This window comes from Thermopirellula anaerolimosa (genome assembly GCF_054657335.1).
In genome coordinates, this window is record NZ_BAAHYX010000007.1 from 50616 (window position 1) to 75892 (window position 25277).

At 59.4% G+C, this 25277-nt stretch carries 19 protein-coding genes; 13 read left to right on the forward strand and 6 right to left on the reverse strand.

The window, feature by feature from the left end; genetic code table 11:
- Window positions 1-106: 106 nt before the first annotated feature.
- Window positions 107-676 (reverse strand): transposase, encoded by a 570-nt coding sequence (locus ACYQ6J_RS17870; protein ID WP_460185593.1) that lies wholly within the window; start codon window positions 674-676, stop codon window positions 107-109.
- A gap of 686 nt (window positions 677-1362) precedes the next feature.
- Here ACYQ6J_RS17870 and ACYQ6J_RS17875 point away from each other — a divergent pair.
- The 7 genes from ACYQ6J_RS17875 to ACYQ6J_RS17905 all read left to right on the forward strand — a co-directional run bounded on the left by ACYQ6J_RS17875 (window position 1363) and on the right by ACYQ6J_RS17905 (window position 10986).
- Window positions 1363-2373 (forward strand): ThuA domain-containing protein, encoded by a 1011-nt coding sequence (locus tag ACYQ6J_RS17875; protein ID WP_460185594.1) that lies wholly within the window; start codon window positions 1363-1365, stop codon window positions 2371-2373.
- Between the two features lie 231 nt (window positions 2374-2604).
- Window positions 2605-3726, forward strand: a complete 1122-nt coding sequence (locus tag ACYQ6J_RS17880; RefSeq protein WP_460185595.1) for a peptidyl-alpha-hydroxyglycine alpha-amidating lyase family protein — start codon at window positions 2605-2607, stop codon at window positions 3724-3726.
- A 371-nt stretch (window positions 3727-4097) separates the two neighbouring features.
- Window positions 4098-4685, forward strand: coding sequence for a LemA family protein (locus ACYQ6J_RS17885; protein ID WP_460185596.1), 588 nt, complete (start codon window positions 4098-4100; stop codon window positions 4683-4685).
- Window positions 4686-4853: 168 nt separating this feature from the next.
- The gene (locus ACYQ6J_RS17890) at window positions 4854-6896 is read left to right on the forward strand and encodes a M48 family metallopeptidase (RefSeq protein WP_460185597.1); all 2043 of its coding nucleotides are present in this window, start codon (window positions 4854-4856) and stop codon (window positions 6894-6896) included.
- A gap of 314 nt (window positions 6897-7210) precedes the next feature.
- Window positions 7211-7669 (forward strand): nucleoside-diphosphate kinase, encoded by a 459-nt coding sequence (ndk, locus tag ACYQ6J_RS17895; RefSeq protein ID WP_460185598.1) that lies wholly within the window; start codon window positions 7211-7213, stop codon window positions 7667-7669.
- A 163-nt stretch (window positions 7670-7832) separates the two neighbouring features.
- Window positions 7833-9056, forward strand: coding sequence for an outer membrane protein assembly factor BamB family protein (locus ACYQ6J_RS17900; protein WP_460185599.1), 1224 nt, complete (start codon window positions 7833-7835; stop codon window positions 9054-9056).
- 382 nt (window positions 9057-9438) lie between these two features.
- The gene (locus tag ACYQ6J_RS17905; RefSeq protein WP_460185600.1) at window positions 9439-10986 is read left to right on the forward strand and encodes a hypothetical protein; all 1548 of its coding nucleotides are present in this window, start codon (window positions 9439-9441) and stop codon (window positions 10984-10986) included.
- On the opposite strand, the gene rpsR is transcribed toward ACYQ6J_RS17905, so the two are convergent.
- Window positions 10953-11195, reverse strand: coding sequence for a 30S ribosomal protein S18 (gene rpsR / locus ACYQ6J_RS17910; protein ID WP_460185601.1), 243 nt, complete (start codon window positions 11193-11195; stop codon window positions 10953-10955). The two genes, ACYQ6J_RS17905 and rpsR, sit on opposite strands and share 34 nt — an antisense overlap.
- 292 nt (window positions 11196-11487) lie before the next feature.
- Window positions 11488-12165, reverse strand: a complete 678-nt coding sequence (locus ACYQ6J_RS17915; RefSeq protein WP_460185602.1) for an O-methyltransferase — start codon at window positions 12163-12165, stop codon at window positions 11488-11490.
- 226 nt (window positions 12166-12391) lie between these two features.
- On the opposite strand from ACYQ6J_RS17915, the gene ACYQ6J_RS17920 reads away from it, so the two are divergent.
- A complete protein-coding gene (locus ACYQ6J_RS17920; RefSeq protein ID WP_460185603.1) occupies window positions 12392-13816 on the forward strand; it encodes an HD domain-containing protein in 1425 nt (474 codons plus the stop codon).
- An 87-nt stretch (window positions 13817-13903) separates the two neighbouring features.
- Window positions 13904-15343 carry an adenylosuccinate lyase gene (gene purB, locus ACYQ6J_RS17925; protein ID WP_460185604.1) on the forward strand — a complete coding sequence of 480 codons (1440 nt, stop codon included), beginning with the start codon at window positions 13904-13906 and terminating at the stop codon, window positions 15341-15343.
- A gap of 67 nt (window positions 15344-15410) precedes the next feature.
- Here purB and ACYQ6J_RS17930 read toward each other — a convergent pair whose 3' ends face one another.
- Window positions 15411-16484, reverse strand: coding sequence for a protein arginine kinase (locus ACYQ6J_RS17930; RefSeq protein WP_460185605.1), 1074 nt, complete (start codon window positions 16482-16484; stop codon window positions 15411-15413).
- A gap of 58 nt (window positions 16485-16542) precedes the next feature.
- On the reverse strand, window positions 16543-16995 hold the full coding sequence (locus ACYQ6J_RS17935; protein WP_460185606.1) for a UvrB/UvrC motif-containing protein: 453 nt from the start codon (window positions 16993-16995) through the stop codon (window positions 16543-16545).
- Between the two features lie 412 nt (window positions 16996-17407).
- On the opposite strand from ACYQ6J_RS17935, the gene trpE reads away from it, so the two are divergent.
- The 3 genes from trpE to ACYQ6J_RS17950 all read left to right on the forward strand — a co-directional run bounded on the left by trpE (window position 17408) and on the right by ACYQ6J_RS17950 (window position 22607).
- Window positions 17408-18943 carry an anthranilate synthase component I gene (gene trpE, locus ACYQ6J_RS17940; RefSeq protein ID WP_460185607.1) on the forward strand — a complete coding sequence of 512 codons (1536 nt, stop codon included), beginning with the start codon at window positions 17408-17410 and terminating at the stop codon, window positions 18941-18943.
- Window positions 18944-19054: 111 nt separating this feature from the next.
- Complete coding sequence (locus ACYQ6J_RS17945; RefSeq protein ID WP_460185608.1) at window positions 19055-20335, forward strand: Gfo/Idh/MocA family protein; 1281 nt, start codon at window positions 19055-19057, stop codon at window positions 20333-20335.
- Window positions 20336-20396: 61 nt separating this feature from the next.
- Window positions 20397-22607, forward strand: a complete 2211-nt coding sequence (locus tag ACYQ6J_RS17950) for a HEAT repeat domain-containing protein (RefSeq protein ID WP_460185609.1) — start codon at window positions 20397-20399, stop codon at window positions 22605-22607.
- 35 nt (window positions 22608-22642) lie between these two features.
- On the opposite strand, the gene ACYQ6J_RS17955 is transcribed toward ACYQ6J_RS17950, so the two are convergent.
- Window positions 22643-23431: a choice-of-anchor N protein gene (locus ACYQ6J_RS17955; protein ID WP_460185610.1), complete on the reverse strand. Its 789-nt coding sequence runs from the start codon at window positions 23429-23431 to the stop codon at window positions 22643-22645.
- 763 nt (window positions 23432-24194) lie between these two features.
- On the opposite strand from ACYQ6J_RS17955, the gene ACYQ6J_RS17960 reads away from it, so the two are divergent.
- A complete protein-coding gene (locus tag ACYQ6J_RS17960) occupies window positions 24195-25163 on the forward strand; it encodes an exosortase/archaeosortase family protein (RefSeq protein ID WP_460185611.1) in 969 nt (322 codons plus the stop codon).
- Window positions 25164-25277 lie beyond the last annotated feature (114 nt).

Consider the following 25277-nt stretch of genomic DNA (forward strand, 5'->3'; position numbering starts at 1 on the left):
CGTCCTGCTAGACGGGCTCAACACCGACAAGATTTCCGAGTAGTCCGCCGCTCTGGGGTAAAAAACCTAGGTGACCGCTACGGCGGGTTTTCCTGAAGGCTCTTGCTCAGCGGCGGAGCCGGACTCGGGATGTCCCGGGGCGGCAGGCTTGCCGTAGACTCTTTCCCGCAAGGCCTTGGAAATCGGACTGAGCCGCATCGGGCTCCGCCGCCTCTCCCTGCTTCCGCCGCGCCTTCAGCCCCGTGGCGTCCCCGGCCAGGTTCTCTCCCAAGTCCGGCACCACCTCGCCTAATCGCCGCACCATCGTGTTGAACATCTCCTGCAGGAGGCTGCGAAACGGTTCCCGGCCCAGCAGCTCGATGAACCGCGACATGTTCCAGGCGTTGGGGACCCGGTCCTCCGATTCGATCCCAATCAGCTTCCGCAGCTCCGCGTTCCGCCGCAGTTCGGCCAGGCACGACTCCACGGTCGGATGCCGCAAGGCGATCGTCAAAAGCCACGTCCCCCAGAGCACACGGACCGGATAGTCGTTCCGCCCCTTGCCCCGGGCTCTCTCCAGAGATGTGAGAAACTCCTCGTCGGGAATGGACGTTAGAAATTCCCGCAGGGTGCGAATGGTGGGACTATCTTCCAGGGTATCCCAGGCGAAGAGAGGTCGGAGGTTGGGGATTTGCATGGAGGTCTTCCTGAGCCGGAGAACAAGGGATTCCGCCAACGGCGTGCTTTGCAGATAAAGTTCTTGTTCCGCACCAACCCAGGGGCTTTGGATCAAGCCGATCCTTGTGAACGCATACATTTACTACGCACGACATCCCCGCTTGCTCGCAGGCTTGGTCGAAAAATCGGGAAAAATCGCTCCATCGCGGGAAAAACCGCCCGTTTTCCGCACATCCTGCGGGGAAGGCCCTTTCCAGGCCCTTCCTAACTTCAATCCATCACGCGAGATGGGAACAACGCAAAGGGCTCCGCAGGTTGCGCAAAGATTTGAAAAGCACGTTTGCCGCAATTACACTTCAAGCCGAAGGCTCGAAATCTCAGCGGTTTTATTCGGGCGAGGCGAATCGCCATGTACCGTCGAGTGGAAGGCCCCATGCTTTCCGTCGCAATCAGTCGTCGTGTCCGCAGGCACACCCACGATGGATGGCATGGTGGAATCAGACTATGACCTCAGGTATATCGGCCGAGAAAGGAGGAACTCGGATTGTAGTCCGTATGGTGTAGAGAAACGCCGGACGGGGTCGGCCGCACGTTTCTCGGGGGCTTCGACACAGGGGGCATCCCATGGGTATTCGCTTCTTTGGGGGACATTGCCGACATTATGGGTTCTTTGGGGGTTTGTTGGTGCTCGGTGCGGGAATGGCCGTGACATTTGCGTCCCGGGTTTCCGCGGAAACGCCGGCATCCAGCGTGGCGGAGGATTTGAATCCGCCGGGTTCCTTGACGATCGAGGCGTTGCCCGATGACCGGCGTACCATCCTGCGGGACGCAGTGGCCCATCAGATATCCATGGGCCGCTCGCCGGAAGTGGCGCTGCGAGAAATCCGTGCACTGGGAAGGTTGCCGGAGGAATGGTCCGATGCTCAATCGGCCGACCTCGTGCGGGCGATGTACGAGAAGTTGACCACTCCGCCGGAGACGCCTTCGCGTCGTCCGCGGGCGCTGGCCCTGATCGGTGACCGTTATCACGATCCGGCCTACATCCGCCCGCCGCTGGAGGCAGCCATGGAGAAGGCGGGGGTGGCCGTGGCATTCTTGTACGACGTGCGGCACCTCACCCCTCAGGTCGTGTTTCAGTACGACGTGCTGATCATCCTCCGCGACGGGATGCTGTGGCCGAACCCTCAACCGGACGGTTCCTTCGGTAAGGCGGTCTTCTGGTTGACCGAGGAACAGGAGATGACCGTGGCGTCATTCGTGTGGGGCGGCGGCGGATTCCTCGCGCTCCACAATGCTACCGCGTTGAAGGCCTTGGACGAAACGGAATCGTTGTACCGCCGCGTGCTGGGGGCGAGTTATGCGGGCCACGGTCCGGAGCAAGAGGGCTATTATGTTCGCATCTTGAACGGTTCCCATCCGGTCACGCAGGGGGTTCAAGATTATTTCGTGGAGGATGAACGTCACTGGCCTCGCCTGCACGTCTCGGACGCGTTGATTTTGCTGGAGTCCGCGTCGGGCGAGCAAACATCCTTGCATGGTTTCGTGCGTGCCTTCGGCCTAGGCAGAGTCTGCTACCTGGCCAACGGACACAACCGACGCGTCTTGGAGAGCGATCCCATGCAACGAATGCTTCACAACGCCGCTCGATGGTGTCTGGAACCGCGTCTCAAAGGCATTCCGCAAGAGGTCGCGAACTCGCGGAACCTCGAACCATAGTCGCAGCATGGAAGCCGCCGAATAATTGCCGTCGCCCGTCTTTGCCTGGGGGTTTGGTGCGCCGTATAATCGTGCCGAAACTCGTGTGCGGGCTTTCCGCCGCTCCGCCGGAAATGCGGCATGTTGGGGTTGACGGCAACAGGGAGAGGCCGCGGGACGCCGTTTTTCGCCGTGCCGTGTTGCGCTTGCTGACGCCCGGCGGATCACCTGAAATGCTTGGGAGAGAATGCGATGCCGTGGCGCCCTGGTTCGTTCGGGAAAAAATGTTTCTCGCTGGTGACGCTAATGGGGGTGGCGATTAGCGTTCTTGGCATTTCGGGCATATCCGCCTCGGCCGAGAACGCGACTGGCAACTCGGGACCTCGCCAAGCCCAACCGGGGGTCTCTCCGAACTACCCGCGAGTCAATCTTTCGACGTGGTATGAGGTGGATCCCGCTTGGCCGAAACGGCATGCCGATCTCGCATGGGGCCAAATGCCGGCGGTCGCCGTGGATGCTCAAGACCGAGTCTGGGTCTATACGCGAGCGATTCCTCCGGTGCAAGTGTACGATGCCGCGACGGGAGACTTGCTTTTCACTTGGGGGAAAGAGGTTTTCGGTGATTATCTCGAAACCATGGTTGCCCACGGTTTGCGTATCGATCGGCAAGGGCATGTGTGGTTGGTCGACCTTGGCAACCACATCGTGCTCGAATTGTCGCCGGATGGCCGGATTCTCAAGATTTTGGGCACTCCCGGTGAACCGGGTTGCGATGAAAAGCACTTCGATAAACCGACCGATCTTGTCGTGACGCCCGAAGGCGAGGTCTTCGTCACCGACGGTTACGGCAACTCCCGGGTCGTGCACTTCGATGCCTCCGGACGCTTTGTCAAAGCCTGGGGAAGCTTGGGCGTTGGACCCGGTGAGTTCAGTGTGGTTCACGCGATTGCCCAGGATTCCAAGGGACGCCTGTACGTGGCCGATCGCAACAACGCTCGAGTTCAAGTGTTCAATACCGAAGGGAAATTGCTGGACGTTTGGCAAGATCTTGTCGTCCCCTGGGGCATGTGCATGCTTCCCGGCGATCAACTCTGGATATGCGGGTGCTCGCCCATGCCCTGGCGAGATACCGATGAAGTGCTGAGTTGTCCGCCGAAGGACCAGCTTTTTGCGCGTTTCGATACCACGGGCAAGATGCGGCAATTGTGGACGGTGCCCAAAGGTGAAGACGGCGCCGAACAACCCGGCCAGTTGAATTGGGTTCACGGGATCGCCGTCGATTCGAAGGGTAACATTTTCGCGAGCGACATTATCGGATCGCGAGTTCAGAAATTCGTGCGACACGCGCCGGCGACGGAAACCATATCCCAGTGAAAAAGTCATCTTCGAGCGGATGGCAGTAAACGCGCCGCGCACGACTGCCGCGCGCGGCGCATTTCTTTTGGAAAACGGCCGTCCTACCGCCCCGCCCTTCGCAAAAACCAAGGAATCCGAACCGACATCGAGCGGAAAGGTTTCATTCCGGCGCGTTGTGCCGTAAATTGAATTCTGCGTCCGGTGCGCTAAAGTGCGGTTTTGGTCGCCGCGGTGAGTTGATGGCTTCAAGATTGGGCGGGCTTTACAGCGCAATCCATGCGCACAACGCAAACTGCGCACACAAACAAAGCGTCTTCGGGACGGCGCGAGCGTATCGCCGAGAGTCCTCGATTACTTTTCGCTAAGCATGGGGGGTTCGTGAAATGGGTATGTTCGCCGGAATTGCGGTCGTAGTGGTTTTGCTGGTGTTGGTCCTGCTGGCCGTCGGGATTTACAACAAACTGGTGACTCTGCGGAATCGTTACCGCAATGCCTTCGCTCAGATCGATGTGCAACTGAAACGCCGCTACGACCTGATTCCGAATTTGGTAGAGACGGCCAAGGGGTACTTGAAGCACGAGCGTGAGACTTTAGAGGCCGTCATTCAAGCCCGAAACCAGGCCGCCGCCGCGGGGCAGAAAGCCGCCTCGCAACCGGGCGACCCCGATGCCATGCGATCACTGGCGGGCGCGGAGGGGCAGCTCTCCGCCGCGTTGGGACGCCTTTTCGTCGTAGTCGAGGCCTATCCCGATCTCAAAGCCAACCAGAATATGCTGGCATTGCAGGAGGAATTGACCGCCACCGAAAACAAAATCGCCTTCGCACGGCAGGCTTTCAATGATTCGGTGACCGCCTACAACATTGCCCGGGAGACGTTCCCCAATGTCGTCTTCGCGGGAATGTTTGGTTTTCAGCCTGCGGACTTGTTCGAGATCGAGGAACCCGGCCAGCGGGAAGCCCCCAAGGTTGCTTTCTGAGGACGAAAAGGGACCGCGACGACGTCGGAGTACGCCCGGTCCGTTTCCGAAATCGATCGGGCGAAATGGACCGCTTCGGCCTCGCCGTCGGCGTGACGCCGGAACCGTGATTCGAGACGGCGTGCAGGATGGTCATTGCGTTCCTTCATCAATGGGGTTCGGGCGCTCATGGCAACCGATTTCTTTCAGCAGCAGGATGCCGCGAGGCGGAGGAGCGTGTGGCTGGTAGCGCTTTTTGGCCTGGCGGTGTGCGCCATTGTAGTGGCAATCTATCTGATCGTCGTCGTGGCGTTGGCGGACTTGCCGAAGGAACGGGGGGCGCCACTTTCAGGCGGCGGCCTGAACCGTCTTTGGAACGCGGAACTATTCGTCCTCGTATCTTTGGGGACCTTGGCGATCATCTCCTTGGGCAGCCTTTACAAAATCGCCGAGCTTTCGTCCGGCGGCGAAAAAGTCGCCTTGATGTTGGGCGGTCGGCGGATCGATCCGAACACACGAGATCTAGCGGAAAGACGCTTGCTCAATGTGGTGGAGGAGATGGCTCTCGCCTCGGGGATGCCCGTCCCGCCGGTCTTCGTCCTTGACGAGGAGCGGAGCATCAACGCCTTCGCGGCGGGGCATACTCCCGGTGATGCAGTGGTCGCCGTTTCGCGGGGGGCTTTGGACTATCTGACGCGAGACGAGTTGCAGGGCGTGATGGGCCACGAATTCAGCCACATCGTTAACGGCGACATGCGGCTGAATCTGCGACTCATCGGACTCTTGCACGGCATCCTACTCTTGGCGATCTTGGGCTACTACCTGATCCGTTTCGCCGCTTACGGCCATTCCTCTCGGCGATCCAAGAACGAGGGCGGCCTCCGCGCGGCTCTCTTGCTTTCCGGGCTGGCTCTCGTGGTGATCGGGTACATCGGGGTCTTCTTCGGCAAGCTGATCAAGGCAGGCGTGTCTCGTCAAAGAGAGTATCTGGCCGACGCGTCCGCCGTTCAATTTACCCGTTATCCCGACGGCATCGCCGGAGCTTTGAAAAAAATCGGTGCCTTAAGCGAGGGTTCTCGAATTCGCGATCCGCACGCCGAGGAATGCAGTCATCTGTTTTTCTGCGATGCCCTTAGCGGGACATTGATGAACCTATTTTCCACGCACCCGCCGCTGGTCCAGCGCATCCGGCGACTCGATCCGCAATTCGACGGGACGTTTCCGCCGATCGTGCCGCCCGCGGCCTCCGAGGGCGAGGCACGCCGCCCGGAACTTGCTCGGCAATCGGCACTCAAACGCACTCCGCGGCTTGTCTCGCGAGCAGCGTCAAAAGAGGGCATCGGATCCTCGCGAACCGGCGCCGGCAGCCAACTGGATGCGGCGAACCTGCCGAGCCTCATCGGAATGGGTTTGGCGCAACTCGACCTAGCTACGGTGATCCTCGATCACGTTCCTCAACCGATCCGCGACGCGGTGCGCGATCCTTTCTCGGCGAGAGCGGTCATTTATGCCCTCCTGCTGAGTTCGGACGAGACGGAGCGGGGCATTCAATGGAACGAGTTGAAATCGCGCACGGAACCGCTCTGTTATCAGCAGACGGCGGATTTGGCACGATCGATCGTTCATTTGCCGATCGAAGTTCGCCTTCCCTTGGCGGATATGGCGCTGCCGGCGTTGAAGCAACTTTCGCCGCGGCAATATGAGCCGTTTCGCGATGCGGTTCAAGCGCTGGCGCGGGCGGATCGCAAGATCGACCTCTTCGAATACATGCTTCAGGCGACCGTGCTGCGGTATCTCGACCTGCATTTCGGTCGATCCAAGCCGCCGGTCATCCGCTACGCATCGCTAAGTGCGCTTGCCAAGCAGTTAAGCGTGGTGTTTTCACTGTTGGCTCGGGTCGGAAGCCGAGATCCGTCCGCGGCGAAAAAGGCGTTCGATCAGGCACGCGACGCGTTGGGGCGTCCGCTCGAAATGCTCGAACCTTCCGCTTGTTCCCTTGCGAGCTTGGACGCCGCTTTGAAGGATTTGGCGCAGGCAACCCCGCCCATCAAAAAACGTATTTTGATCGCTGCCGCCGCATGTGTGATTTTCGACGGGCAAGTGACTCCGGAGGAGTGGGAGTTGCTGCGGAGCATTGCGGCCATGATGGATTGCCCCATGCCGCCCGGTCTCTCCGCGCAGCAGACGGCCATCGCGGCGAACCCAGCCCAAGGCTTGCCAAGCACGTCATGAACCGGTCGCGCCGTTGCGGCGAGTGCCAAGACCCGCGAAACGGCGTCGCATAATCCGCCCGGAAAGGTCACTGCGTGCAATCCTCGGTGGAAGTAGCGGCGCCACAGGGCCTCGCGACCGACGCTGATCCTTGAAGGCGGATGTCCGTTTCCGCTACACTAAGTTGCTTGTGAATTGAGTCGATCGAGCGCCGGCGGTCTCAACTCGACTGCGCCGGACGGGCGGCGGAGAGGCGGGATGGTCGCCCTGACGTTTTACTGGATAGCTTTACCGGATAGCGAAGTTTTTGGGGAAAGAATCTTGGGAAGGAATCGATGGAACGTACGTTAGTGTTGCTCAAGCCGGATTGTGTTCAGCGTCGTCTCATGGGACGCATCATTTCGAGGTTCGAGGATAAGGGCCTCAGCATCATCGGTTTGAAGATGATGCGGGTAACGCCGGAATTGGCTAAGCGGCACTACGCCGAGCATGTCCAAAAAAGCTGGTATCCCGGCCTGGAGGCATTCATCACGTCGGCGCCGATCGTCGCCATGGTGGTCGAAGGCCCGGAGGCCATTCGCGTGGTTCGCGACATGGTGGGAGCTACCAACGGGCTCAAGGCAACCGCTGGAACGATTCGCGGCGACTTCAGTTCCTCGCGGCAAATGAATCTGGTCCACGCGTCCGACGGACCGGAGTCGGCACAGCGTGAATTGGCGATTTTCTTCGCCGCAAACGAACTCTGCGAGTATGACCCTATGATGACGCCCGCCCTCCGCGCGGACGACGAATGAAAAGTCTCCCACGCCACCCCGCCATCTTGAAGGCCATCGCATGATTTTCCTCGGTACACTTTCGTTAGAATTACGCGCGGAACAACTGTCGTGCCTAGTTGTGAGATCTTTGGTTTGCGCTGCGATCTGCTTTGGGACCGAGACTTTTGCCGACGATTGGCCGATGTGGCGAGGCCCGGCGGGAACGGGGGTATGTCGTGAAACGGGGGTTCCTTGGAAGTGGTCGCAGCAGGAAAACATCCTTTGGACGGCGGACATACCCGCATGGGGAAACAGCACGCCGGTCGTGTGGCGGGATCGAATCTTTCTGACTACGCAAGACGAAGCGAATGACTTGCTGCTGATCTGCTTGAGCAAGGCGGACGGTCGATTGCTTTGGTCGAGGAAGGTCGGGAACGACGAAGCGCCCCGGGAGGCGCCGCGAGGACGGCAAAAATTCCATGCGCTCAACAATCTCGCCAGTCCCTCGCCCGTCACGGACGGTCGTTTCGTGGCGGCCCACTTCGGCAACGGTGATTTGGCCGTCTTCGACATGGTGGGGAATCTTCAATGGAAACGCAATCTGCAAGAGGATCACGGTCCGTATAGCATCTGGTGGGGGCACGCCAATACGCCGGTGATCGTCGGCGATCTCCTCATTTCCATCTGCATTCAGGATTCGCTGGCCGACATCCAGGAAACCCCGAGTATCAGCTACGTGACTGCTCACGATCTGAAGACCGGTCGCCCCGTTTGGTTTACACAACGGATGACGGGCGCCGACAAGGAGCACGGCGATGCCTACACCACGCCGCTGGTCCGCGAGGCCGACGGACGCGTGGAGGTGATCGTCATGGGCGCCGAACAACTCGATGCGTACGACGCGGCAACGGGACGACAAATTTGGGCGCTATCGGGCCTGGTCGGAAATCGCGTTATCACCGGGCCGACCCTGCAAGATGACGTCGTCTATGCCACGATCGGCATGCGCGGACCGGTCTTTGCGGCCAAAATCGGCGGCAGCGGCGATCTGCCGCGGGAGCGAATTCTGTGGGAGTACGCAAGCAATACGCCCGACTCGCCTTCCCCGGTCGTGTGCAACGGGTTGCTGTTTATCGCCGCCGATAACGGGATCGCTCAATGTCTGGACTTGGCGAACGGTGAAATGTGCTGGCGGGAGCGAATGGGCCGAGAATTCAAGGCGTCGCCCATCTCCGCGGAAGGCCGAGTCTACTTTCTCGACACGTCGGGACGCTGCACCGTGGTGGAGGCTGCAAGGGAATACCGCCCCTTGGCCGTCAATGAGATCCCGGATCGGATGCTCGCTTCACCTGCCGTTTCGGACGGTAAGCTCTTCCTGCGCGGCCGAGATCGGCTGTACTGTATCGGGAACGATTCCGCTCCGTGACTCTTTTCGGCGAAGATGTCTCTCTGCTTCGGGTACCGGGTTATCTCCGGCGCTCGCATCTTAAACGCCTCCCCTGCGCGGATCTTTCTTCGAATACCCTTGCACGATTGAATCGATTGTAGGGATGATTCGGCCTGGACACGGCGGCGCGGGCGGCCATCAATGGCGAATTGCATGGCCCTGATCGTACTGCGGCGTATCTTTTTCGCGGAGCCGCAGAACCGAGCGAGTCGGACGCTCCCACCCGAAACACGTGTCTGAAGAGAACGCAGACTTTTAGATCGTCCAAGTAGACCCCGCCCTGCTCCGCGATCTGCAATCGCCATGCGGCAGTACGCTCTGACGAGGGAGAAAGCTGCGGCAGGCTCCCGGAGAATCAAACATGCTGGAGCTTATCGACCTAAATCAGCGGATTTCTCGGAAAGATTACGACCTTTGGTACCCTCAACTCGAGATCGATTTGGGAAACTGTCAGCGTGCCGCCCGCGAGGCCGGCCTGCCCATGATTTGGGTCTTTGAAGGATGGCACGCCGCGGGCAAGGGCCTGCTGATCAATCGGATGACACAAGCCTTGGATCCGCGTGGGTTTCGCGTGCACCTGGTGACGGCACCGACCGTCGAAGAGTCGCGACGTCCCTGGTTGTGGCGCTACTGGATGAACCTGCCTTCCTCGGGCGAAATCGCCATTTTCGATCACTCGTGGTATTATCGCGTTTTCGAGGAACGACTTCGCGGCGACATTTCGGAGGAGGAAGCCGCGCGTGCGTGCGGCCAAATCCTGGAGTTCGAGCGTCAATTGACGGCGGGCGGCACGCTCATCCACAAGTTTTGGCTGCATGTGGATGCTAAAGAACAGCAGAAGCGATTTCGCGTCCTCGAAAAGGATCCGGCAACGGCCTGGAAAGTCACCAAAGGCTATTGGCGGCAAAACCGCGACTATGACCGTTGGGTGCTAGTCGTTGAAGAGACCTTGGCCCGCACCAATACGGCGGAAGCTCCCTGGACGATCGTCGAAGCCACCCAGGCCAAATACGCTCGCGTCAAGGTATTTCGGACGCTGACGCAGCGTGTGCGAGACGCGCTCGCCGCCCGAAAGGACACGCCCCCTGAAAAGGGGACGCCCATGCCGGTTCCCGATGCCAACGCCCTGGCTCGTCCCACGGTGTTGGATCGCGTCGATCTGACCCTCTCACTGTCTCGAGAGGAGTACGAAAAAAAGTTGAAGCGTCTGCGTTCCCGTTTGTACGACTTGGAACATCTGGCCTATCTCGCCAAGATTCCCATCGTCATTGCGTATGAGGGCTGGGATGCGGCGGGAAAGGGCGGCAACATCAAGCGTTTGACGCGAGGCCTGGATCCCCGGGGATACCAAGTCGTTCCGATTGGACCACCGACCGACGAGGAGAGACGCCACCATTATTTATGGCGATTTTGGCGACACATTCCCAAAACGGGTCACATCACCATTTTCGATCGCTCTTGGTACGGACGCGTCCTGGTTGAACGTGTGGAGGGCTTTTGTACTGAGAAAGAATGGAAACGCGCGTTCTCGGAGATCAACGAGTTCGAGCATCAGCTTGTCGATTTCGGCACCGTCATCGTGAAGTTCTGGCTCCACATCGACCGGGACGAGCAATTGCGGCGATTCCAAGATCGCGCCAACACGCCTTCGAAGAATTGGAAAATCACGGACGAAGATTGGCGCAACCGAGAGAAATGGGCGCAATACGAGCTCGCCGTCGTCGAGATGCTGGAGCGAACCAGCACGATCTACGCCCCGTGGACGATTCTGGAGGCGAACTGCAAACTCTACGCTCGAATCAAGGCACTCCAAACGGTGGCGGACGCCATTGAGGCCGCAATCCAGTTGCGGCAAGTGCGGGGCAAGGTCCGCACTCACTCGCCTACGAAAGGCAACAGCGCCATGTAGCGTGCGCGCTTGACGGCTTTTGTGACGGCGTGCTGACTAGCGGCCGCGCATCCGGTCTTGCGACGTCCCACGATCTTGCCCTGACGATTCGTCAGCTTCTTCAGCAACTCGATGTCTTTATAATCGACATACAGGGGACGGGGATACTGTCCGTCCACCATCAGAGGATCGCGCTTTCGTCGTTTCGTTCGCACCCGCTTCTTGGCCATACGGCGACACCTATCCCGATTTGGGTTCCAGAAGACACCAACAACTGCGGCCATTGAAGCCGCTAAACTGCTTTGCCACAATGCTTTTAGTTTATCGCCCGTCCCTTTCTACGCAAGGACGGGCGATCGTTTTTCTTTTCTTTCCCCAACGATCGAGAGCGTGCACCGACTGGGCTGTTCGTGAACGACGGTCCCTTCAGCGGGCTTTCCAATCGCCCGGGCACGCATTACGCGGCCTATCGCTGACGTCCCGTCAGTACTCAGCCGCCTCCGCTTCGCGGGGCACACCTTGTCAATGCTTTTTTACCGAAACCGAGACGCCGCTGCCGTCCATGTGCAGGAATACCGTTTCCAATTCCGGATTAGTGGTTATTGCCTCAACGAATCGAGGATCCGCCATATTGGGGGTCATGTTATGGGCGATAACGATTCCGCCGGGGCGCACTAACGGCAGCAGTTTTTGAAGGTAGTCGAGGTAGCCCGACTTATCCGCGTCGAGGAAAAGGACGTCAATCGGATCCTTCAGTTCCTTAACGGTTTCATGGGCATCCCCGAGCACCATGGTCACGATGTCGGCCACTCCCGCCGCTTCGAAATTGGCCTTAGCCATCGCCGATCGCCGCTCGTCGATATCGAACGTCGTCAGCGTGCCGCCCGTTCCTTTTAGCGCCAAGCAGAACCAAAGTCCGGAGTAGCCCACGGATGTGCCGATTTCGACGACTCTCTTGGCCCCAACGGCCTCGGTCCACGCGCGGAGCAATCGCCCGTCCTCCTCCGGCACGATCATGTTTCCGGCACGCTGGTCGCGACCGACCCGTGCAATCACTTCGAGGATTCGCTTTTCCACGTCGTTCTTGGGCAAGGTCTTCACATCGAACACCGCCCGAGGAGAACGGGGACGCTGGGCCCAGGCCATGGTCGAAACCGCTACGACAGTCAACCCGATCACAACGGCAAGTCCGACTCTCATGCTCAACTCCTCAAAAAGGGTGACAAAACTCTCGGCGAAAAACGGCGGACCGTGCAAACAATCACCGCGACCGATGTTCGGGCGCGGATGTCCCACCGGTTGCAATCGCCCTACAAGCCCCGACAATAACGTGAGGGTGTCTCCAAACTCGCTTTGCTATTTTAACCCACCTTTAGCCGAAAAGTACCCCTGAAGTTTGCAACGGAAAATGAGGGTTTTGGGGGACATGGATCGAACCGTTTTCGAGAGTGTTCAGCGATTTGAGAACGAGAGCCTCAGTTACGACCCTATTCATGGGTATATCGAATTTGGTCCGCAGAGGGGAATTCCCGATCATGAGGTCGCGGAGCAAACGGTTATCGACCACCCGTGGGTCCAGCGATTGCGGCAGATTCACCAACTTCAAACGGCTTGGCTGGTTTTTCCGACGGCGGTTCATACTCGCTTCCAGCATGTTCTTGGGGCTATGCATTTGGCGGGTCGATGCGCGCGACAGATGTACGACTCGCTCAAGCGGACCGACCAAGGGACTCCGAGTGCGGCCTATGTGGAAACGTTGATGCGTTTGGCGGGACTCTTGCACGATACGGGCCACGGTCCTTTCGGTCATTTTTTCGACCAGTTTTATCTATCAGGATTCGGCCTCAATCACGAGACGCTGGGGGCTGAGATCATCCGGCGTGAATTGGGACCGCTGCTAAGAAAAGTTCGCCGAAACCCGAACGGAGTCATACCGTCGGACGAGATGATCGATCCCGAACACATCACGTTTCTGATTACCCGACCCCGGGGTAACGACGCCGCGCAAATGCCGACTTGGTTGCGTCTTTTGCGAGGGTTGTTCAGCGGCATTTATACCGTCGATAACATGGACTTCGTCCTGCGGGACGCGTACATGTCCGGGTTCAGTTGGCGGGTATTCGATTTGGACAGGTTGCTGCATTATAGCTTCGTCACGCCGCACGGTCTTACCATTCATGAGCGCGGGCTTCCTTCCCTGGTACGATTCATTTCAGCCCGAGCGGAACTGTTTCGTTCCATCTACTTCCACCGCACGGTCCGCTCCATCGACCTGACGCTGCAAGACTTGTTTGCCGCCAGTCATTCCCGACTGTTTCCCGGCAACCCTTTGGAGCATTTGCACGAGTACCGAAGACTGACGGACTGGTCGTTGCTGGTGGACGTCGGACGTTGGGCCCGGGCGGATGACGCGGAAACCGCCGAATTGGGCGTGAAATGGCAAGACTTTTTGAGTCGCCGAATTCAGTGGAAAATGGTCTGCGAGCGGACGATCTTTTTCCGGCGAGGACAGTCTGAGGAATCGAGCGTTTTCAGCAATGAAAGGCTTTTCGAGGAGGCGGTGCGAAAGCGACTGCCGAAGAATCTGCAAGATATACCGCTTCGATTCGACCCGCCGCGGCATGTCCACCGTCCCGGATCCCGCGCCCCGGCGTCGGGTCAAAACTTCCTCTTCGATCCCGCGACGCGCGAAATCCGCCCGCTCGATGCTCGGGAATTGTACCGAGAGATTCCCCTCAGCTATCGCATCTGCCGCATCTATGCCCTGGACTTGAGCCACGCCAAGGAGATCGCGGCGGCCATGGACGATCTGATCGGCGGTGATCAGGCGGATGACCCGACCAACATGTAACGCGGTGCCGACAATTCCGCGACGGCGATCGCACTTTGTGAGCGGTGTTTTTCTCGGCGTGAACCCCTTGCAGCAGGAATCGATACCGTGAACGCACCCCTTGCCGACAACGCTTACGACAACCCCTTGTTGACCCGGTACGCATCGCAGGCGATGAGCGATATTTTCAGCCCTCGCCGCCGCATCCGCACCTGGCGGCAACTTTGGGTGATTTTGGCGGAATCCCAGCGCGAATTAGGACTGCCCATCACGGAAGACCAAATCGAAGAGATGAAGCGGGGTCTGGACGACATCGATTGGGCGAGGGCGGCGGAGTACGAACGCCGCTTGCGGCATGACGTAATGGCCCACGTGCACGCTTTCGGTGACGTCTGCCCCAGCGCTAAGGGAATCATTCACCTGGGCGCCACAAGCTGTTATGTCACGGACAACGCCGATTTGATGCTGATGCGAGAAGCCCTGCGACTGCTAGGCACGCGGTTGGCGGCAGTCATCGACGGACTGGCGCGCTTCGCCGCCGAGTATCGCGACCTGCCGTGCCTTGGATTCACGCACTTTCAACCCGCCCAACCCACAACCGTCGGAAAACGGGCCTGCCTTTGGGCATACGATTTCGTATTGGATCTACGCGAATTGGAGCACCGCCTGGTTGAACTCAAGGCGCGCGGCGCTCAAGGGACGACCGGGACGCAGGCCGGTTTCCTGGCCCTGTTTCAAGGAGATCACGAGAAGGTTCGCCGCTTGAATGCTCTCGTGTGCCAAAAGATGGGCTTTGACCAATCCTATGCCCTCACCGGCCAGACCTACTCGCGGAAGGTCGATGCGCAAATCTTGGCCGTCTTGGCCCAAATGGCCGCAAGCGCGCACAAGATGGCGACCGACATCCGCCTGTTGGCCCACCGCAAGGAAATCGAAGAGCCGTTCGAAAAGGAGCAGGTCGGTTCGTCGGCCATGGCTTACAAACGCAACCCGATGCGATGCGAACGGATTTGTGCCTTGGCGAGATTCCTGGCGTCCTTGGAGTCGAACGCGGTGACGACGCACGCCGTGCAATGGCTGGAGCGAACTCTGGACGACAGCGCAAATCGCCGGTTGGTATTACCCCAGGCGTTTTTGGCCGCCGACGCGGTATTGATCCTCTGCCAAAACGTCATTTCGGGCCTGGTCGTCTATCCGCGAGTGATCGCGCGGCACTTGAGCGAGGAACTTCCGTTCATGGCGACGGAAAACGTTCTGATGGCGGCGGTCGCGGCGGGCGGAGATCGCCAGGAATTGCACGAGCGTATCCGTCGTCACAGTCACGCGGCGGCGGCGGTGGTGAAACAAGAGGGCAAGCCTAACGACCTCATCGAGCGATTGAAAGCGGACCCGGCCTTTTCCGCCGTGGATTTCTCAGCGGAGCTCGATCCGCGTCGGTTCGTCGGCCGCGCCCCAGAGCAGGTCGATGAATTCATCGCGGAGCACGTGGAACCGATTCGCCGCCAATATCTCCGGGAAGGGCGTCCGGAAGCCGAGGTGAACGTGTGACCGAACGTGTGTTCGATTCGCGGGCTTAGACGCGAGGAACCGCTCGGGCGTTCGCGTCGGGGACGCCTTACGAGTTCAGCCGCTTCCGCAAGAACCGAGCGCGTTCGATATTTCGGTCTGCGCTATCGAGTTCCGCCCCGACGAGTTTTTGAACGTGGGCCGGTTGAGTCAACAAGAAAAGCTCGTTCAGCGTCGGCGTGTCCAGTCCCGCAATCAATCCTAGATGCACTCCCATCCGCACGCTGGAGAGAAGGTGCATCGTCTCTTCGGAGGAAATGGTTTGGGCGGTTTTCAGAATGCCGTATGCGCGGCTGACCCGGTCATGCAGATTCTCCTGACTTTCGTTCATGAGGAATTCCCGCGCCTTACGTTCGTATTCGATAATCCGCGGGATCACGTCGCCGACCTTGGAAATCAGTTCCTGCTCGCTTCTGCCTAGAGATACCTGGTTGCTAACTTGATAGAAATCCCCCATGGCTTGCGATCCTTCGCCGAACAAGCCTCGCACCACCAGTTCCAGCTTTTCCAAACCGCGGAAGATTTGGTCCATTTGCCGCGTAATGACCACCGCGGGCAAGTGCAGCATGACGCTGACGCGCATGCCCGTCCCCACGTTCGTCGGGCACGCCGTGAGATAGCCGAACTGCTCATCGAAGGCGTAGGTCAAGTGCCGTTCCAGGTAGTCGTCCAATTCGTTGATCAGCTTCCAGGCCGGCTCCAAGTCCAAGCCGCTCCGCATCACCTGGATGCGGAGATGATCCTCCTCGTTGACCATGATGCTGAATCGTTCTTGGCGGTCGATGAAGACCACTCGCGCCCCTCGGCCTTCGCCGAATTCGCGGCTGATCAGTTGCCGTTCCACCAAGAAGTGCCGATCCAGTTCGGAGAGGGCATCGACACGCACGGGTAGCAACTCGCCGGAAAATGGGCTGTCCGCCAAGGCCGCCTCTACCCGCTCCGTGATTTGGCGGCGCTCGGTTTCACCGGCCAGCCTCACGAACGGAAAGTCCGCGAGGTTTCGCGCCAGGCGAATTCGGGAAGACATGACGATATCGCATTCCGGCCCCTCGCCGCGCAACCATTCGCCGCGTCGTGCCAGCAAGTCGTCGAGTTTCACAACGCTTCCACCTTCCTGCAACATGGATATTCCGCACCGCTCTTGCAACGACCGATCCGACGGATTGTCGTCCGAACGCCGCTCACCCGGCTTCTTCAATTTCCCGGATCTGGTCCCGAAGTTGCGAGGCCCGCTCGTATTCTTCACACTCCACGGCGTCTTTGATTTCTCGACGCAACCGAATAAGCTCGGTTCTCCGGGAAGCGGCCTCGACTCCCTTGGACGGTCGCTTGCCCTTGTGTTGGGTCTCGCCGTGAATGTTCAAGATCAACGATTCCAGTTGTTCGCGAAATGCTTGGTAATCGTAAGGGCAGCCCAGTCTGCCTTGATGGCGGAAATCGTGAAAGCTGATTCCGCAATAGGGGCAGGTCTGCTGGTCGAGTCGCTTCAACTCCTCCGCGGCCTTGCCGACCACCATGTGCTTGACCAGATGCTCCGCCATCTGTTCCGCGATCTGCGTCATCTGATCCGAGGGCGGCGTTTGGCCGCTCGAAAGGTACTCTCGGGCGTGTTCCTCGCAAAAATGAAGCTCCATCGGAGTTCCGCTTGCCAACTCCGTTATATGATACGTCGCCGGACGCTCGCATTTCTGGCACTTCATGGTTTTCCCACCCACGCGGTGATCTGTAGGACAAGGTCATCTAAACATAATTTAGCGAGGCGATCCTCGGAATGATACGCCTACCTTTTCCCGACCGACAATCTTCCCTGTGTCCGCGATGGTGAACCTGTTTCCCCTGGCTGCTTCAGGTTGTTTCCGCGCCTTCATCCGACTCATCGATCAGGCTCGGTGGACGCTTCCGCAACACCCTGATAAGCTGAGAGCAACATCGCATTGCCCGGACGACGGAGTCGCGTTATTGCGAGAGAATACCGCGGATTCCCGTCCCGATGACGCGGCCCGAAAGATCATCGTTTGACCGACGTAACTTTTGAGTTGGCTATTGATGAGCGAATCCTGTCACCTTCCCGACTTCGAACGTTTCCGCGAACTGGCAAAACAGGCCGACATGGTGCCCGTTTACCGCCGTCTCGTCAGCGATTCCCTGACTCCCGTCTCGGCCTTCCACAAACTCGACGACGGGCGGTGTGCGTTCCTGGGAGAGAGCGTCACCGGCGGCGAGCGGGTCGGGCGCTATAGCTTTCTGGCGACTCATCCTTTTTTGGAGATCGAGGCCTACGAGCACCGCGTGACGATCAATTCCTACTCGGGCGTATCCGCATCAGGGACTCCGCTCCTGGAAACCCGGCAGTACAACGCCGATAACCCTGTAGACGAGTTGCGGAAATTGATCGAAGGCGTGCGTACCGCGTCCCTCCCGGAACTGCCGCCGTTTTGTGCGGGCGCGGTGGGTTACGTGGGTTACGACGTGGTTCGCTATTGCGAGCACCTACCCAATCCCCCGCCGGACGATCGCCACATCCCGGATATGGCCTTCGCCTTTTATGACCGGATGGTGATCTTCGACAACGTGACCAAGGCCATGGTCGTCGTGGCGATGGCCCACCTCAAAGAGAGCCGCTCGCCGGAAGATGCCTACCGCGAGGCGTCGGCACGGGTGGACGAAGTCGTTCAGCGGCTCAGCACCGGCCCGGCCGATTTGAGGCCGTTCGATCTCCCGCCCGACCGCGAACCCCAAATCGCCTACCGATCCAGCTTCACCAAAGAGGGCTTCGAGGAAGCCGTCCGTCGCTGCATTGGGTATATCGAGGCCGGCGACATCTTTCAGGTCGTGATCAGCCAACGCCTGGAATTAGACCTCCAGGCCCATCCCTTCGAGGTCTACCGAGCGCTGCGGGTCATCAATCCCAGCCCCTTCATGTTCTATGTCCGCAGCCCGAGCGTTACCCTCGTGGGCAGTTCGCCGGAAATCCTGGTCCGGGTGGTCAACGGAGAGGTGATTACCCGGCCCTTGGCGGGAACCCGACCGCGCGGAAAGACCGAAGACGAGGATCGCCGCCTCGCCGAGGAATTGTTGGCCGATCCCAAGGAGCGTGCCGAGCACGTCATGCTCGTAGACCTGGGGCGCAACGATTTAGGGCGTGTCTGTCGCTTCGGTTCCATTCAGCTCAGCGACGTCATGACCGTGGAACGCTACAGCCATGTCATGCACATTACTTCCAATGTTTGCGGAATGCTGGCGCCGGACAAAACTCCCTTCGATGCCTTACAATCGTGTTTACCGGCGGGCACGGTGTCCGGGGCGCCCAAGGTCCGAGCCATGCAGATCATCGATGAATTGGAACCCGTCCGGCGCGGGCCGTATGCCGGGGCCGTCGGCTACTTCGACTTCTGCGGCAACATGGACACCTGCATCGCCCTCCGCACGCTCGTTGTGAAAGGCCGAAAGGCCTACATTCAGGCGGGAGCGGGAATCGTGGCGGACAGTATTCCCGAGAACGAATGGCGGGAAACCTTGAACAAGGCTCGGGGGTTGCTCCGCGCCGTCGAGGTGGCTCAACTGGGCCGCCCCGTCGGTTGACAGGCCAACGCAGACGTGTCAACATAGCACGCGTTCTTTGCCCCTCCTTGACGAAATGCGAGGACAAGCGATTTTCTTGCGATCCGAGTGCTCTATTGGGAGAATTCATCCATGAAAAACCCCAGTCGCGTTTCCCGACGAACCGTGCTTCGCTACGGATGCGGCGCTTCGGCCTTGTTGGCGCTGCCGGCATGGATACCCGGGCGTGCTTTGGGATTGCAGGGCGCGGCACCCAGCGAACGAATTCGGTTGGGAGCCATCGGCATCGGCAATCGTGGCACGTACGATTTGACCTGCTTTCTTCAAGAACCGGACGTCCATTGCCTTGCCGTGTGCGACATCAAGGAGGCGCGACGCGCGGCCGCAAAAAACATGGTGGATCAAAGAAACGGCGACACGGCTTGCTACGTCTATCGGGATTTTCGTGAACTGCTGGATCGCAACGACATCGATGCCGTGCTGATCGCGACCGGACCGAATTGGCATGCGACGGCAGCCATCACCGCCGCCAAGGCAGGGAAGGACGTCTATTGCGAAAAGCCGTGCACCAAGAATATCGCGCAAAGCTTGGCCCTCGCGGAGACCTTTCGGCGAACGGGTCGGGTGTTTCAAGCCGGTACGCAACGCCGCAATCTGCCCCATTTCGCGTTTGCGGTAGAACTGGCAAGGCGAGGAAAGCTGGGCAAACTTCAGGCGGTGCATGCCCACCCGGCCGGCTTGGCGACGGGTATGAGCGGTTGGTTGCCGCCGGAGCCTGAACCGCCCAAGGAGCAAATTGATTGGGATATGTACCTCGGCCCCGCCGCTTGGCGACCGTTCAACTCTCGATTGCTCGACGGTTTCAACTTCGAGAAAGGCGGCGGCATGGTGGGCGGCGGCGTCCTGGAATGGGGGTCCCACTGCGTGGATCTCTGCCAATGGGCGAACGACGCCGATCACACCGCGCCCGTCGAGTATCACCCGCCCGAGGGCGAACGCGTGACCGCTCGATACGCCAACGGGGTTCAGCTAATCATTCGGAATGACGGTTGGTTGCCGTTAGGCTCCTGCCCGGTCCGGTTCGAAGGCGACGCCGGTTGGGTCGAGACGGGCGACAGCGGCAAGCTGGCGCTTAGCTCGCCGGCATTGCTCGCCGGTCGACGTGTGGCCGAAATCGGCGGCTACCCGGCGACGTTCCACGTCCGGGACTTTTTGGACTGTGTAAAGACCCGCGGCAAACCCAAGGCCTCGGCCGATGTGGCCTGCTATTCGCACATTACCTGCCACGCCGCGAACATCGCGATTTTCTTGGGTCGAACCGTCAAGTTCGATCCCGTACGGTGTGAATTCATCGACGATGAACAGGCCAACCGACTCCGCTCCGAAGCCCTGCGAGAACCGTGGCGTCTATGATTTCCGTGTGTGCTTGCGATTTCCTGTTCGCCCTATTGCATATCATCAGGAGTAGCTTCCCATGAATTTCTCGGCGAAAACTCTCGCGCGTGGATATTTCTTCGCGACGCTGGGACTTGCGTGCGTCCTTGCCTCGCATTTCGGACAAGCGCGGGCCGAATCGGCCGGCGCTAATCAAGAGGCGGAATTGATCGCGCTTGTGAAATCGGACGCGCCTAAGGCCGATAAAGCGTTGGCCTGCAAGAAGCTGGCGATTTACGGCGGACCTCAGGCCGCAGCGGCCTTGGCACCGCTGCTCGATGATCCTGAATTGAACTCCTGGGCCAGAATCGCCTTGGAAGCCATTCCCGATCCGGCGGCCGATCGGGTGTTACGCGAAGCAGCGGGCCGTTTGCAAGGGCGTATTCTGATCGGCGTTCTGAATTCCATCGGCGTTCGGCGCGATGCCGGAGCGGTGGATGTCTTGGCGAAGCATTTGAACGGAAACGATCCCGTGGCGGCTGCGGCGGCGGCAGCGGCTTTGGGAAGGATCGGCACGCCTTCGGCCGTGACCGCGCTGGAGCCTGCCTTGACGCACTCCGATCCAACCGTTCGCAATGCGGCGGCGGAGGGCATAATCCTGATCGCAGAGCAACGCCGGTTGAGCGGCGCGAAGGACGAAGCCAAAGATCTCTACGCACGCGTTCGCAACGCCGACGTTCCGAGTCCGCGCAGCCTGGAGGCTGTTCGGGGATTGATCCTGATTGGGGACGACGAAGGGTTTCAGTTGTTTCTTTCCTGCTTGAAGTCGGAGGATCGCGAGCTTTTCGGGATGGCGCTCACGACGGCGCGAGAGATCAAAACCCCGCAAGTCGCCGAAGCGATCGCCGCGGAGTTGGCGCAACGCGATTCGATCGCGGCCACGGAAGCCCCGCGATTGACGGTTGTCAAAGCGGTCTATGGAGCAGGCGACCAAATGGTGGACGTAACGGACGCCCTGACCGGGATGATTCGCGGCGGTTCTCTGTTCGTTCAAGCCTCGAACGGATTGGCTGGAGACCCGGCCCCCGGCGTCGTCAAGGAATTACGTTTGACCTACGAGTTGGGCGGAGAGAGGAAAGAGCTTACGCTGCGAGAGGGTGAGGGACTCCAAATCGGCGCCCCGCTGCCGCCGCAGGATATCCGCGCAGCGGCGTTGGTGGAAGCCCTGGGCGATATCGGCGGCTCGGTCGCCGTCAAGGCGATTCGTGAAGCCGCCGCGACGGGGAGTTGGGATGTTCGAGCGGCCGCGGTTCGTATCCTGGGCCAAATCGGTGATGCCTCGGCGGTCCCGACTTTGCTGCGAGCTGCTCAGAGCGGCGGCCTGGGCGAAACGGCACTGGAAAGCATTTCCGCCATCCAAGATAAGAACACCGACTCCGCTCTGATCGAGGCACTCGAAGCCGCGACAGGCTCGGATCGCGTGATCGTTTTGGATGCGATCGGACGACGGACGGTAACGGCGGCGCTGCCCCAAGTGCTGAATGAACTGAAGCAATCCGATGCCAAAGTCCGACTGGCGGCCATCCGCGCTTTGGGGATGATCGTGGATTACGCGAACCTCGATACGCTGTTGGATATTGGGGTGCGGGGCACTTCCCCGGAGGAGGTCGATGCGGCCCTCCAGGCATTGGTCACGGCGTGCAGTCGGATGGAGGCGAGAGACGGCACGGCGGAAAAGCTGATGGCAGCGATTCGACGCGCACCGCCTGCGCTGCGACCCCGTTTGGCCGAACTGCTAAGCACGGTGCCCGGCGCGAAGTCACTCCAAGCCCTTCGGGATCTGGGTTTGACGGGCGACGATTCGGTGCAAGACGCCGTAAGCCGGGTTTTGGGTGAATGGATGTCCGCGGACGCGGCGCCCGTTTTGCTCGATCTTGCAAAAAACGGCGGCGCCCGTTACCGCGTTCGGGCCTTAAGAGGCTACATCCGGATTGCCCGGCAATTGGAGGTTCCGCTTGAACAGAGAATCGCGATGTGCCGTGATGCGCTGAGCGTTGCGACCCGGGCGGACGAAAAGAAGCTCGTTCTCGAAGTGCTCGTCCGATACCCGACCGTGGCAGGGCTGGAACTTGCGACAAGCTTGGTTCGCGACCCGGAGGTGAAGAAGGACGCAGGCACGGCCGCCGTGGCGATTGCGGATAAACTGCCTGCCGATGCTCGAGCCGCGATCACCGCAGCCCTCAATCGAGTCATCGAGAGCAATCTCGGCGAAGACGTGGTGGAACGCGCCAGGCAAGTGCTGGCGAAGTAAGCGTCTCGCCGCCGGATCATTCCGGCCGTCAAGCCTCAGCTTTTCGGAGCCCGCAGAAATCGCCGGGCTCCGAAAGGCAGGAAGGCGCCTAATCCGATGAGACCCACGAGAGCCGGGGGGGCCGGAACAACGTCAACCGTACCATCGGCATCGTGCGAAAAGGGGGCGAATTTGTACTTCACATGATTGGCGCCCTCAACGTGGTTGTACACGTCGAAATGCACTTGCACTCCGTGCGCCGAGTCGCCGTTTGAGAATTGAACAGCGATGTCATAAACATTCACTTGGGCGGCATTTGCCTTCCAGCTTGTCGGAAAAGTCTCCACGAAGTCGCCGAGCGGCGAGTCTCGTAATTGAAAGTCACCCAGCAACCATTCCTGCCATACCGTGTTGGCGCCGAAGATACCGTGGGCCGGCAGTGGCGAACCATCCCCCAACAAGGGGACCGTCCCCGCCGCTCCAAATTGAACGAATGTCGGCGCCGTCGGCAGGGACGGATCCGAAATGAGATTTGCCGTCATGGGCGACAAGGTCACAGTCAGATCCCGATCGGCGGTACGGTGCTCTGCGGCATAGGCCATCGAAAGGCGGACATCATGGATAATCCCCGCCTGATAGGTATTGCCTATCACCCACAAACGGAAAGGCTCACCTGCCGAAGACCCTGGCGGGGCGATGTACCAGCTCTCCGTGGAGCTATCGTACACGCCGCCCTCCAAATATAGTTGGAGCAGCGGTTCGGCTTGAGCGCCGCGCCCTGCCCAGCAAAGCGAGATCACGAGTGACGCGAAAACGACCTGTGACGCGCGGCCAGCGAGAGACATGGCTGATAACTCCGGAAGATGGGTAGATTACACTGCAACCTTGCGAATTGTAGTCTGGCTGTTAACGCATACAATAGCCCGCTTGAGGGGTTTTAGCTAATTTGATCGCACTAAATCGGAAAAACTTTGTCCGCGGCTCAATCCTTCGTTGATTTCGCAAATCCCCTCGAACTGGTGATAGCGTTAGGCAAGAGGCCTGACTATATTCGAAACCGTAATGGGCTTACGGGGCGAGGATCCAGGTGTTTCCTTCAGTCGCCAGACGCAGGGAGGTATAGATCGCAGAGGCAAGGGGCGGAATCCATGAACAATCTTCGCGACGGACGAACCCTCTTAGACAATCGTGATGTCTTCGATCAAACAAAATTCTCGCCATCAATCGCTTGGTTCGACCGGAAAACCAATGCGTTAAGTCTCTCAGGGAAGACATCAGCGGAATCGAATTTGCTACTAGCTCTCGCTCATAAGCACTGGTGGCTCCCTGTAGCGGAAGGTCGGGGCGGCGACCTCGCTCACCGTCATTGGATGGCGATAAGGCACGGGCCCGGCCTGCTGGTTGGACACTTGGCGTCCAGGCCCGTTGCTAGAATGCTTGGAATGCTCGGTCGGTGGCGGAGCAATCCGGTGCCGTACCCCACGGGGACGGAGTGCAGAATTGGGCCGACTTCAGCCGACGGGTAGCCATCACGCCTGGAATTGCACGGTCTGCCCTGCGGAAAGCCGAGTTGGAAATAGTTCAACGGTGGACTAGGAGCGTAATACTGTGAACGAGGTTGCGACGGACTCTCCCGGTATCCCGCGGTTTAATACTCATCGATGGGTTATCCTCGCGGCACTCGTGGTCGTGATCGGCGTCTTCATCGCGCTTTTTTGGGACGCCTGGGGCGTTTTGCTCCAGCGTTGGGCGGGGGATCCCGATTATACGCACGGGTTCCTCGTGCCCGTGGTATCCGGTTACCTGCTTTGGCAGCGCCGAGGGATGTTGCGAGAGGTTCGTTTTTCGCCCACCTGGTCCGCCGTCGCGATGGGAATCGCCTGCCTCATCCTCGCCGGAGTCATACGTGCAGCCTCGTTGATTCTGTTTGCCAGAATCTTAGATCCCGCCGCCATCGTGCCCTGCGTTTTCGGTTTGATTTTGCTCCTGGGAGGCTGGGGGGCCTTTCGCTGGGCCTGGCCAAGCGCCTTGTTCCTGATCTTCATGCTGCCCTTACCGGGGTTTGTATCCACCTTGCTGAGTCATCCGCTCCAACGCGCGGCTACGATCGCTTCGACCTTCCTGCTCCAAACGCTGGGGGTTTCGGCTATGGCGGAAGGTAACGTAATTGCCCTACGTGACGGGCAATTGGAAGTGGTCCAGGCATGCAGCGGCCTGAAAATGATGAGCCTTTTCGTAGCGGTATGCGTTGCGGCAGCCTTCATCATGCGGCGTCCCCTCTTGGATCGCATTTTGGTCGTGGTGAGCGCTCCGCTGAACGCCCTCGCCGCGAACATCATCCGGATCACGGTGACCGGGGTGCTGCACGAACTGAACTTAGTGGGCACAAACATGCAGCACGATTTGGCCGGTTGGCTGATGATGCCCGCCGCCGTGGTCTTGGTATGGATTGAGCTATATCTGCTGGATCGGATTCTGGTGCAGCAGTCGGAGACGGCGCCGGTTGTTGTCCCAATGGAACGTCCCAAGCAACAAGGTGAAAAAAGGAAACCAACGCTGGCCGGCGGATCGGCCTAGGACCGCCTTTCGACTCCGTTTCGAGATCGCGAGTATGTGGAATGCCATTTGCGTAGGTTACATCTCTCGCGATCAATCACTCGCGAATTCTTGGAAAATGCTTGACGGAGTGAG